The following is a 13583-nucleotide window of genomic DNA, read 5'->3' on the forward strand; positions in this document are numbered from 1 at the left end:
TGATCGGATGAAAGACGACTTGTATCAAATATACAATGATATCAGAACACGTAAACTAAATCCGCAAGATGCTGCCAATCAACTAACCTCTTTAATGGCGCAAAATCAACACACCCAGACTTCCGGCGAGTCTCAGGAATCCGGGAACACGCATCAGGCTGATACCGAGTTACATGAAAAGACACGCAGATTGTTGACTAAGGCTGTGGCTGATCAATTGAAGGTACGACCGGAGGAAATTGAAGCCGATGTGGAGCTCAGTGAGTATGGATTTGATTCCATTATGTTAACCGAACTGAGTAACTCCCTGAACAAGAACTACAGACTGAATCTAACCCCGGCCGTTTTTTTTGAACATTCAACTTTAGCGCAATTTACAGACTATGCTTTGGAAACTTATGTTGATCAATTTGCAGAAATCTGGACATCTCCTGCCTCGGCAGGAGATGTCCAGAAAACACATATTTCGTCTGAATCCACAATGAAGAACAGATTTAAGTCAGCCGAAAATTTTGAAATGGCTCACCAGTATGAGAACGCTGAGAATGCTGGAACTTCCGTAAATGATGAAAGCTTTCATCAAGCTCAGAAAAGAAACTCTCCAACCTTTCAGCGAGCAGACAAGGCGATAACAACGTTTGAACCTGTTGCGATCGTAGGCATGACAGGAAGGTTTCCGATGGCACAGGATACGGATGCGCTGTGGGAAAATTTAATCGAAGGAAGAGACTGTATCACCGAAATTCCATTGTCACGCTGGGATTGGAAGTCCATTTATGGTGATCCCCTAAAGGAATCGAATAAAACCAACATTAAATGGGGCGGATTTATAGATGGGGTGGATGAATTTGATCCTTCATTTTTTGGCATCTCCCCGCGGGAAGCGGAACTTATGGACCCACAGCAGCGTCTGCTGATGCTCTATGTATGGAAGACCATTGAGGATGCGGGCTATGCTGCTCAAAGCTTGTCTGGAAGTAACCTGGGTATATTCGTGGGCACCTCCGGAACGGGATACAGCAGTCTGATTTCCCGTTCCGGAATGGCTATTGAGGGGTATAGCTCAACCGGAATTGTTCCATCCGTAGGACCCAATCGAATGAGCTATTTTCTGAATGTGCATGGTCCTAGTGAACCGATAGAGACGGCTTGTTCAAGCTCGCTAGTTGCTATCCATCGGGCAGTAACAGCGATGAGAAATGGGGATTGTGATGCAGCCATCGTTGGCGGTATTAATACCATCCTGACCCCGGAAGGGCATATCAGCTTTAACCGTGCAGGGATGCTGAGTGAAGACGGACGCTGCAAAACCTTTTCCGAACAGGCTAATGGGTATGTTCGCGGTGAAGGTGTCGGCATGCTGATGTTAAAGAGGGTGAAAGATGCAGAACAAGCGGGAGATCACATCTATGGGCTGATTCGTGGTACAAGCCAGAACCATGGTGGACGGGCCAACTCCTTAACGGCACCTAATCCGAAAGCACAGGCTGACCTATTGATCCAGGCCTATCGCAAAGCCGATATTGATCCAAGAACCGTCGGTTATATCGAAACCCATGGAACGGGGACACCTCTGGGTGACCCAATTGAAGTGAATGGGCTGAAGGCCGCTTTTAAAGAGCTGGCTCGTCAATCAGGAGATGAACCGCTTGGAACACCGCATTGCGGTTTGGGTTCTGTAAAGTCTCATATTGGACACCTTGAGATGGCTGCTGGTGTGGCGGGTGTCATGAAGGTATTGCTTCAGATGAAGCATCGTAAACTCGTGCCAGGCTTGCATCTGGATCAGATTAACCCTTATGTCCAATTGGACAACAGCCCGTTTTATATTGTGCGGGAAACAAGAGAGTGGGCTGCCTCGAGAGATAGCGATGGCAGGGAAATGCCTAGACGTGCGGGAGTGAGCTCCTTTGGTTTTGGCGGCGTGAACGCACATATTATTTTGGAAGAGTATATTCCGAATCGGGAGAATCATGAAAAAAATACAACAGCAATCTCCGGACAACACCCTGCGATCGTAGTGTTGTCCGCCAGAAACGAAGCACGATTGCGTGAACAAGTGAATCTATTGCTTCAGGCCTTGCGTGAAGGAAAGTATGCAGAGAACGATTTGGCTAATATGGCCTATACGTTACAGATCGGACGCGAGCCTATGGAGGAGCGATTGGCACTGATTGTGGGGACTATGGCTGAATTGGCGACTGGCCTGACTCATTACATGCATGAAGGAGCAGTCACAGGTCATGACGGGATTGAAATGTACAGAGGGCAAGCCAAACGCAAGGATACACTCCTGTCACTAACAGAAGATGAGGAAATGCAGGATCTGGTCCATAAATGGTACCTGCGTGGCAAGCTGGGCAAGGTCGCAGAGATCTGGACAAGAGGGTTCATTGTCCAATGGTCAGCACTGTATGATGGGAAGAAACCAGTCAGAATCAGTCTGCCAACGTATCCGTTTGCCCAAGAGAAGTATTGGGTTCCGATCCCGGATTCCCGAATGCCGCGGCCATTCGAAGATGAATATTCGAACTCGGCAGGGGTTCTGCATCCCCTTCTACACAGTAACATTTCTAATTTATACTCACAGCGCTATAGCTCCATTTTTACTGGAACCGAGTCATTTTTGCAAACTTCTGCTACATCGGGCAAACGGACTTTTCCCGATGTAGCCTGTATGGAAATGGCTCGTGTGGCGGCGCAGCATGCCATGGAGTCGTCAGACGGGGATGGGCAATCGGTGATGAAGCTCAGATTATCCGATGTGAAGTGGGTGCAGCATGACACAAACATCCTGAACACGGAGTTTCCATTACAGATTCAAATTGAAATTTACCCTGAAGAAGATCAGGATGTTCTTCTTTTCGAAATTTGTAGTGTAAGCAACAATAAGGAACGGCAGCTATTAACAACGGGAACAGTTTCCCAACTGGAAAGCTCCACCTATGACGAGACAAGGTTTGACCTGAAAGTTATACGCAAGCGGTGTGAGTTGGATTCCAACTCAGCTAAATCGGACGCGTATAATGCATGGTCTGGCGGACAGACGACGGGCCGTGTGAAACAAAGTTATAAGGGGAATGGAGAAGTACTGCTACACATCTCCAGTTCCGAAGAAACTACAAGATCTACCAACATGTTCATTGATCCAGAAATGCTGAAAGACGTCATTCAAGTTGGATTATGTGAACTTTGTGGGCAACAGGGTCAAGTGAACCTCGGGGGAGCCTTTACCATAAAATCAGTCCATTCCTTGGAGGTTTTGCAGGATGGACAACCTGTTTGGGTATGGATTCGCCTGGGCACGCCGCCATATCATGATTCGACTGGAGCGGTTAGATCCGATCTTAGACTGGATGTAGCCATAGCCAATGACGCTGGTCAGGTTCTGATCTGGATGGAACAAGTCACCGTGAGTATGCCCGAGGTAGAAGGCGTAATCCTTCTGGAGCCATACTGGGAAACGGCCCCAAACCGCATGTCTTCTTCCGTACCGTTTTCATACAGCGAACACCGGATTATCCTGTGTGGTGAGTTGGCAGATTTTACGATGACCGAAAGGTTGAAACAAGAAATGCCAGGGGTTTCCCTGATACGACTCGGTTCAGCAGGAACCCTTGCACAACGTTACGAAGCATATGTGCTTGCCCTGCTGGAGCAGTTCAAAGATAGTGAGAGCCTTCGTCATGAAGGAAGCAAATTCATTCAGGTTGTCATACCTGACGATGCAGAACAATCCAGACTGTGGACAGGGCTGTCTGGCCTGCTCCGTACCGTTCAGCTTGAACATCCGCAGGTACGCTGCCAGCTTGTTGAAATGCAGCGTGATACGTCACTGGAACAATGGGTGGAACGGCTTAAGTCCTGTGCAAATATGCAGAATGAGGATCACTTGCGATATATGGAGAACCAACTGTATTGTGCATCATGGAAGGAACTTGTTCAGGACGTGTCCACCGAGGTAGTGAGTTCCATCGGGGAGCGTTCTAATCGGGAAGGCCATAAGCATCTGCCAGCTCATCCTTGGCAGGATGGGGGCGTGTACGTTATCACTGGAGGAGGCGGTGGTCTTGGAACCATTTTTGCGCAGGATATCGCACTTAAGGCGACCGGGACAACAATCATTTTGACAGGCCGGGCTCCAGCATTATCAACTGCTGCCAGACAGAGGGTTCAGGAACTGCCCGCCAATATTCAATACATGACTATGGATGTAACTCATGAAGAGAATGTTCAGACAGTGCTGGCGATGGTTCGTCATACTTATGGGAAAGTAAACGGCGTTCTGCATGGAGCCGGCATTACCCGGGACCGTCTGCTTGAAAATAAAACAGGTGCAGAGTGCAGAGAGGTGCTGGCATCCAAAGTTGCAGGGACGGTTTATCTGGATGAAGCAACACGGATGGATGACCTGGATGTCATGATTTTATTTTCTTCCGGTACAGGTGTGACGGGTAACATTGGACAGGCAGACTATGCGGCTGCCAATGCATTCATGGATCGTTATGCTGCTTATCGCAATACGCTTGTCCAGAGAGGAGAGCGGGTTGGACAAACGTTATCGGTGAACTGGCCTCTTTGGAAATCGGGAGGTATGCAGATTAATGAACAGCAATTACGTAACTTGAAAAAACAGACAGGCATGCATCCTCTGAGCGAGGAAGAAGGAACCGCAGCCTTGTATCAGGCACTGGCAAGTGGAAGAAGTCAGGTGCTGGTTGCGGCAGGTGAAGTGACTCGATTGAGACAGAAGTTTTTGTCTTCCCCCGATGCTCTTGGCTCACGGAATTCTGGGCAGCCAGTAATCCCAGAGGAACAGAAGGATACAGCCTGGCTTGAACATAAGGTCAGGGAAGCGATGGCTTCCATGATTTCGTCACTTCTTAAGGTGCAGGTTACACACATTGATCCCGAGGTTGAACTTGGGGAGTATGGACTTGATTCCATCATGCTGACGGAACTGACCAACACACTTAACGAGAATTTCAACATGAGTCTCACCCCGGCACTGTTTTTTGAATATTCGACGCTGCAAGCCTTCTCGCAATATGTAACACGTACCTATCAACAACAATTTTTGACTAGATTCTCATCCAAAATGCTTCCTATACAAGCAAAGAGTGGGACTGAACGAGCTGAACCTCTTGTTTTCCGACAATTTACAAGTAAACATGCCTCGGACGTGGGAAGGGTGAAGCCAACAAATGTCATGGAGGATCAAGGCATTGCAATCGTAGGCATGAGTGGTATTTTCCCGATGGCTGCTGACCCGGATGAGCTGTGGGACAATCTGGCAGCCCAGCGGGATTGCATTACGGAAATTCCTCGGTCTCGGCGGGAAAAGTATGCTTATCAAAAGGACTCTTTTAACGAGGCTGGGGAACTCGACATGATCTGGGGAGGGTTTATTGAGGGTGTGGATCAATTTGATCCCGGATTCTTTGGTATTTCTCCCCGTGAGGCGGAACTTATGGACCCGCAGCAGCGGCTTCTAATGCTGTATGTGTGGAAAGCGATTGAAGACGCCGGATATGCTCCGCAAAGCCTTTCTGGCAGCAAGCTTGGCATATTTGTGGGAACGGCTGGTACGGGATACAGCAATCTCATCGCGTCTTCAGGCATGGCTATGGATAGCTATACGTCCACGGGAATTGTACCTTCGGTTGGACCGAACCGGATGAGTTATTTTCTTAACGTCCATGGCCCGAGCGAGCCGATTGAAACCGCATGCTCCAGTTCGCTGGTTGCGATCCATCGCGCAGTCACGGCGATGAGGAACGGGGATTGCAATGCAGCCGTTGTAGGCGGTATTAATACCATTTTGACACCCGAAGGATATATTAGCTTAACTAAGGCAGGTATGTTGAGCAGTGATGGTCGGTGTAAAACGTTCTCCGCTCAGGCTGATGGATATGTTCGAAGTGAAGGGGTCGGCATGTTGATGATCAAACCTCTCAAGGATGCCGAGGAAGCAGGAGATCATATCTATGCCGTTATCCGTGGAACAAACGAAAACCATGGAGGCCGCGCCAATTCATTAACGGCACCCAACCCCAAAGCTCAGACGGAATTGTTATTCGAAGCGTACAAAAAAGCGGGAATTGATCCGAGAACGGTAGGTTATATTGAAACACACGGCACAGGCACTCCTTTGGGCGATCCGATCGAGGTTAATGCGCTTAAAGCGACGTTTAGGAATCTGTATGAACACACAGGGGATAGACAAATGGGTGAGGCGCATTGCGGACTAGGCTCGGTAAAAAGCAATATAGGACATTTGGAGATGGCTGCTGGTATTGCAGGTGTAATCAAAGTGCTGCTGCAATTAAAACATCAAAAACTGGCTCCAAATCTTCATCTGGATGAAGTGAATCCTTACGTGGAACTGGAGGACAGTCCGTTCTACCTTGTTCGTGATCTGCAAGAATGGAAGCCGATTACAAACGCGGACGGAAAGGCCATGCCAAGACGAGCGGGGGTCAGTTCGTTTGGTTTTGGCGGTTCCAATGCTCACGTCATTCTTGAAGAGTATACGGGAAAATTGGATAAAAAAGAGGCGAATCACTCAGCGGCACCTGAATATCCGACAATGATTGTTCTGTCTGCACGGAATAAAGGTGAGCTTCAGGAGCAGGTTCGTTTGTTGCTGAAGAGATTGCAGTACGATTCATATATGGATACTGATCTCCGCGATCTGGCCTATACGTTACAAGTGGGACGTAATGCGATGGAGGAGCGGTTGGGTGTGCTGACTTCCGGCATCGCCGATCTGAAGGAAAAGTTGAGCGCAGCACTGGGTGGAGGCATGGAACAACTACCAGAAGGTTTAATGTACCAAGCGGGACTGCAAGGTGGCAAAGAAGCATTATTGTTTAACATGGACGAAGGCACAGAGGAAATCGTAAACCAATGGCTGCAAAACGGTTCCTATGGAAAGGTGCTGGATCTGTGGACCAAGGGATATCCGGTTCGTTGGGAGCATTTATATAAAGATGATCAAGATAAACCTTCCAGGTTAAGCTTGCCCACGTATCCATTTGCCAAGGAAAAGTATTGGGTGCCGTATCAGTTCGCCCATAAATTCGAATCGGGTTCCCCGGCCGAAAGACAACAATTTGGTTCTGAGAGTCAGCACGTACCATCGGAAGAAGCAACGGAACTTTTTTCTTTCCAGGAAATTTGGGAAGAATCCGCTCACCTTGACTCAGATTCGGCCAAGCTGGCCAGAGAAAATGTCAGGGGACTGATATGTCTGTTATCGGATAAAAACAAACAGTCTATCATTCGCGAAATGTTGGCTCGCCGCAGTCCAGATACCGAGGTCTATTTTGTTGAAAAGGCAGGCCTGGAGGCCGGGGAAATGGATCGGGAAGTATACTGTCAACAATTTCGCATGATCGCCAAGCAAGGAGATCATATTGATGCGGTTCTGTATCTGTGGCCGTTTGATGATGCCCAATATTTACGTGATACAAGTCCGATTGTACACATGATCCAAGCGATGGTTATGGAGAATATACAACCCAAACGTATTTTATTGGCTGGAGAACATGCCACTGCGCTGGATCAGTGTTACCTCGACTCATGGATTGGCTTTGAACGTTCAATAAGTCTGAGTATGAAGAAGACGAAATTAACCGTATGCAGCTCGCAGGCACGACAGAACTCGGATATGTTGGCATTTGCGGACTGGTCGAACCTGCTGTGGGATGAACTTTTATCGGGATCGCCACAAAATGTTCGTTTTGAGCATGGACGTCGTTTGGTAAGTCGAATGAAGCAAGTAGATTTAACGGAACATGCTGATGAGTATACCGGTTATCCGAAGCCTGGACAGACTGTATTGATTACAGGTGGACTTGGCGGATTGGGTGTTATTTTCGCAAAAGTCTGGGCTTCAAAGGGAATCAATCTTGTTTTGATGGGGCGATCTCCGCTGGATGAGATGAACAGGCAATTGCTCAAGGACCTTGGAAAAAATGGAAGTAAGGTCATATATGTTCAGGCAGATGTGAGTGAAGCGGCGGAAGTAACATCGGCTCTGGAATCCGCAAAAATGCAATGTGGCGATATCCACGGATGGGTCCATGCCGCCGGAATGGAAAGTCAGGGAACCTTGCTGTCCAAAAGCATAAAAGAGTTCGATCAAGTGTTACGTCCCAAAGTTAAAGGATTACTTGTGATGGATGAAGCTTTGCAAAACGAACCTCTGGCTTTTCGCTGTTATTTTTCATCCTCGTCGGCGCTGCTGGGGGACTTTGGTTCCTGTGACTACGCTGTGGCCAATCGTTTTCAGATGGCGTACGCCCAGATGCAGGATCAGAATATTCGTACAATCGCCATTTTATGGCCACTTTGGAGAGAAGGTGGAATGGGCTCCAGGACGTCAGAAGGTACGGACATGTATCTTAGAACAAGTGGATTGCGTTTTCTGGAAAAAGATGAGGGGATCGCTTTTTTTGATCAGGTGATCAGACAATCCGGTACACATCAGCTTGCTCTGGCGGGAAGGCCAAGCCGCATACAGCGTTTTTTAGGTTTGGACATGCCGGCTTTCAAGCAGTCTTCCCCTGGATTGCGCACAAAAGCGAGAAATCAGGATCAGGCCCAAATAAGGAATTCACATTCTCCATTAGGGAAGACTTTACAGGAATGTGTAGGGCAAGAACTGAGAGGCTGGGCTGCCCAACTGTTGAAAATGGAAGCAACCAAGCTGGACCCGGACCGGAATCTGGCGGATTATGGTTTTGATTCGATCAGTCTGGCAGAATTCGCTGAGCTTATGAGCCAGCAATTCAAGCTTGAATTGTCACCGACCGTCTTTTTTGCACATGCAACCCTGAACAAACTTTCGCAGCATCTGATCACGTCCTTTTCCGAAGAAATGGAAGCAAGGTACAGCATGATGTCAACCGCATATCCAACACAAATACAGGATCACTCCTATACAGACAGAAACACCAATCCATCTGTAATGGAGGAGCTTGACGGATCTATGGATCATCCTGTCCCTGAACCTACTGAACTTCACAGGGAAGAACCCATAGCCATCATCGGCATGAGCGGAAGGTTTCCGCAGGCAGGCAACATCGAGGATTTGTGGACAAATGTTGAATCAGGTTCTTCATGTATATCGAGATTGCCCCGCAGTCGTTGGACCGCAAAAGGCGGGAAGGATATAACCAATGATGATGCTGATATTCCTGCATGGGGAGGTTATTTGGCGGATATCGATCGTTTTGATCCGATGTTTTTCCAGATTTCACCGAACGAAGCAGCGATGATGGACCCCAGACAACGTCTGTTTCTGGAAGAGGCGTGGCATGCTCTGGAGGATGCCGGTTATATGGGGGATCGTATTCGTGGCCAGAATTGTGGGGTATACGTTGGGGTTGAAGAAGGTGAATATGGTTATTTGACAGCAGAGAAAGGATCGATTAACGGTAATCAAAATGCCACACTTGCGGCCCGTATTGCATATGTTCTGGATCTGAAAGGGCCCAATATGGCGATCACCGCCGCATGTTCTTCAGGGCTGGTAGCTCTACATCAGGCGTGTCAGGCGTTAAGAAGCGGAGAGTGCGACACAGCATTGGCCGGGGCTGTGAGTCTGATACTGTCTCCCATGCTGCACACAGCTCTCCATCGGGCAGGCATGTTATCCCCCGACGGCCAGTGCCGCGTATTTGACGAACATGCTAACGGAATGGTGCCTGGTGAGGCTGTGACCGCGTTGATGCTCAAACCTTTGAAACAGGCCATTCGGGACGGAGACCATATTTATGGCACAATTAGAGGCAGTGGTGTTAATTACAGCGGACGAACCAATGGATTGACTTCGCCTGATCCTGAGTCACAGGCAGAGTTGATGAAAATGGTGTACAAACGGTATCGGATTGATCCACGCAGGGTGCAGTTCATCATGTCGCAAAGTGTGGGATCACCGATAGGAGATGCAATTGAGATGCAGGCATTATCCAACGTATATGGTTCTTACAACGATCAGGACATATCCGTGGCGATTGGCTCCGTCAAACCTTTAATCGGACATACCTTTGCGGCATCCGGTTTGGTTAGCCTCATAACGATGTTGATGGCCATGAGGCATAGAACAATTCCGGCTTTGCATTCCTATGAAGAGCCTAATCGGCATATCAACATGAGCATGGGCAGCAACCTCAATATCAATAAAGAAAACAGACCGTGGAGAACGCCGTTGAATGCATCAAGAATAGGAGCGATTAGCACCACAGGCATCAGCGGGACAAATGCACATGTGGTTATCGAAGAGTACGTTGCCGCTGAAACAGAGCAAAATGATGCAGTGAGCGAAGATTCGGTGGCCCAAGTTGTCATTCTATCGGCGTTGAACAAGGAACGCTTGCAGGCCGCTGCGCAGCAACTCCTGAATACAGTCATATTAAATAACGAGATGAGCCTGAGGGATGTTGCGTACACGCTACAAGTGGGCAGAGAAGCGATGCCGGATCGCTTGGCTCTAATTGTGAGTCATAAAAAAGAGCTCATTACCGGGCTGAAGAAGTTTTTGAAAGCGGAAAAGCCAAATAAAAACTGGGTTGATTCTTGTCCGATGTTTACTGGAAGGGCAGAAGAAGATTCGGCAGTGAAGGAGCTGTTGTCAGGAAGGGCTGGCGAAAAAATATTGAGAGCTTTCATGGCTGATGGCAGCCTTGATAAAATTGCACTTTATTGGTCCAAAGGAGGCAACGTTTCATGGGAAGGTCTGCATGAAGGAAAGCCTGCTCAAATCATTTCATTGCCTGGGTATCCATTTGAAAAGAGAAGATGCTGGGTTGACCTTACTCATGCTAAATCTGTAGTCGTTTCCAGCCTGGAGGAAGGAGCTCCTGATTCCAGTATAGATGTAGCCGGGAATACATTACTGGAACACAGGATCACAGCCATCATCCTGAATCTGCTTGGTTTGGAAAGCGGTGAGATTCAGGAATCAACACCTCTTGTGCAATATGGAATGGACTCCATCGTGTTTATTCAGTTGATTCAACGATTGCAAACCGAGCTGAATCCTGAAATCAATGCAGCAGATTTGCAACATTGTTTGACTTTGGCAGACATCATAGCAAGTCTGACAGACAGAATAAATCAGACCCCTATGCTTCAGGGCAAGCCAACAAGTTTTAGCGTCACCCGACCGGAGGAGAAGACAAATGGCTCTTTGAATTCGATTGTTAAGTCATGGTCACAATTCCCCGAACTTGTTCGGCTGAATCATGCTTCTGAAGGTCGACCCATCTTCTGGTTTCACGCCGCAATGGGTGGGGTGGAAGGTTATCAGGTTATTGCATCCCGGTGTACGCGGCCCTTCTACGGTATCCAGGCAAGAGGCTGGATGACTGACCGCTCTCCGTTATACGGGATCGAAGGCATGGCAATGTATTATGTGCATGTCATAAAAACCGTTCAGCCGGAAGGGCCGTATGATCTTGGCGGTTATTCTCTTGGCGGCCTGATTGCATATGAGGTGTGCAGGTTACTTCAGAATCAGGGTGACCAGGTAAACAGCGTGGTGATGCTCGATTCCATCCATCTCTCTGATGAAGACGAAATGACTTCGTCGGACAAAGGTTATATTTTACAATCCGTGAATATGTCGCTAATGTCTTCGATTCTTCATCAACCGGAGAAAATTGCAGACACGTTAATTCACCGCGATGAAATCAATATGGAACTAAGTAATGAGGATTTTCTTAAACACTTAACAGAAATTGCGAAATCCAGAGGGCTTTTCAAAAATGAGAAGCATCTACAGCAGCTCATTGAGCAATGTGTCAAGGTTCAGCAGGCATATCAGGCAGATCAGTACCAAGTTCAATCGCTTGCAGATCGAGATGCTGTGGCATGTTATTATTTCCGCAATCAAAGCGGACATTTCTTTGGTGAACTTGAGCCTTACTTTGTCACGGAGGAAGATTGCATCGAACTGAACAACTCAACCTATTGGAGCATATGGGCGGAGAACATTCCGAATTTTAATTTGTTTGACATCGATGTTTCCAACCATATGTTACTGTTGTCCAATCCCGCAAGCTCTGATCGAATAGGTGCTTTCTGCAAGCAGTTGTATTCAAGTGAAGGGGTTACGGAAAAAGACATTCAATCCTTCAAAAAAAGTACCAAGGCAAGAGTCCCACGCAAGAGTTCCAAAAACCAGATTAAATAAGATCATCAAAAAAAGCGCTGCTCATGAATGAGCGACGCTTTTTTTTGATGATCTTACGATCTTACATAATGGTCGTCTATTGTTTCAAGCGGACAAGCAGTCGTTGAAGACCACGAAAGCCTACATTGGGAAGCCATTCGGGCTCATCCTGAATCCATTCCATATGGGGATACCTTGCGATTAGGCGGCTCATGGCAATCTCTGTTTCCATCATCGCCAACTGGGCACCGATGCAAGAATGAATTCCTACACCAAAGGCCAGATTTCGCGCTTCATTGCGTTCAATATCAAATAGATGAGGATCGGTAAATTTTCGCGGATCATGATTGGCTGAACCGAAGCAGAACATGATTAATTCTCCCTTTTTAATCTGCTGATCCAGAATTTCCATGTCTTCAAGGGCGGTTCTTACGGTAATCTGTGCAGGGCTTTCATAGCGAAGGACTTCCTGGATGGTGCTTTTAATCAGACCTGGAGAGTCTTTCAATTTCTGAAGTTGTTCCGGATGTTTCATCAGTGTAAACATGCCATTCCCAATCAGATTACGTGTGGTCTCATGTCCGGCGAAGAGCAGCATGGCACATTGCGCATGAATTTCTTCAATTGTCAGGTGCACACCATCATCATCAGTTGCTTCTATAAGATAAGTAATAAAATCTTCCTGAGGATGTATTCTTCGTTCTTCAATCACATCTGTCAAATAGGCAGTCAACAGAACCAAAAGATTTTGTGCACGCGTGACATCCTCATATGTAACCGTCATGGAACCGAACAAGTGAACGAGACTATCTGCACATTCGGCCACACGTTCATACTGTTCCTCAGGCAGACCCAGCAGTTTCATAATGACTTTGGTGGGAAGCGGGTAAGCATAATCCCGAATCAAATCCACCTCTTCTTTTCCTTCCATTTCATCAAGAGAGTCGTCGATCAGATCCATAATGTAGGGAGCCAGATTTTTGACCGACACGGAGAAGGCCTGGGTTAACATTTTGCGATATCTGATGTGAGAAGTGCCATCCTGAAGGGACATCCACATTGAGAACAGACGAATAAACTCCAGAATTCCATAGAGCTGTTGCTCCGAAAACTGGACTGCCCAATATTGTTGTGCCGTGTTATGGGAAATGCGTGGGTCTGCAATGTACTTGTTTACGGTTTCATATCCACCGATGTACCAAAGTCCTCCATACAGATTCACTTTGTGAATTTCGCCTTGCTGAACCAGCTGTCGATACACGTCATACGGATTACCGAAGAAGTTCTCATTATAGAATGTGGTTGGATCATTTACATCAATGACAGGCATTGACAAGTGTTTTCCTCCTTTTATCACTCGCTTTTTTTGAAAAATAAAGGAAATTATACAAAAATAGAGTAG

The 13583-nt window shown here is 47.3% G+C and carries 2 protein-coding genes; one reads left to right on the plus strand and one right to left on the minus strand.

The features are described 5' to 3' along the window. Window positions 1–7: 7 nt before the first annotated feature. Entirely contained in the window at window positions 8–12202 is a 12195-nt protein-coding gene (locus tag MKY66_RS12985; protein WP_076217154.1) for an SDR family NAD(P)-dependent oxidoreductase, read from the plus strand. 76 nt (window positions 12203–12278) lie between these two features. Here the strand turns inward: MKY66_RS12985 and MKY66_RS12990 are convergent, their stop codons facing one another. Then, window positions 12279–13511, minus strand: a complete 1233-nt coding sequence (locus MKY66_RS12990) for a cytochrome P450 (protein ID WP_076217153.1) — start codon at window positions 13509–13511, stop codon at window positions 12279–12281. Between the last annotated feature and the right edge of the window lie 72 nt (window positions 13512–13583).

Source organism: Paenibacillus sp. FSL R5-0766 (assembly GCF_037971845.1).
Taxonomy (GTDB): domain Bacteria; phylum Bacillota; class Bacilli; order Paenibacillales; family Paenibacillaceae; genus Paenibacillus.

What these genes read in the sequence shown, in the direction of transcription:
- MKY66_RS12985 (WP_076217154.1), top strand. Translation starts at nt 8, where the DNA reads ATGAAAGACGACTTGTATCAAATATACAATGATATCAGAACACGTAAA.
- MKY66_RS12990 (WP_076217153.1), bottom strand. Translation starts at nt 13,511, where the DNA reads ATGCCTGTCATTGATGTAAATGATCCAACCACATTCTATAATGAGAAC.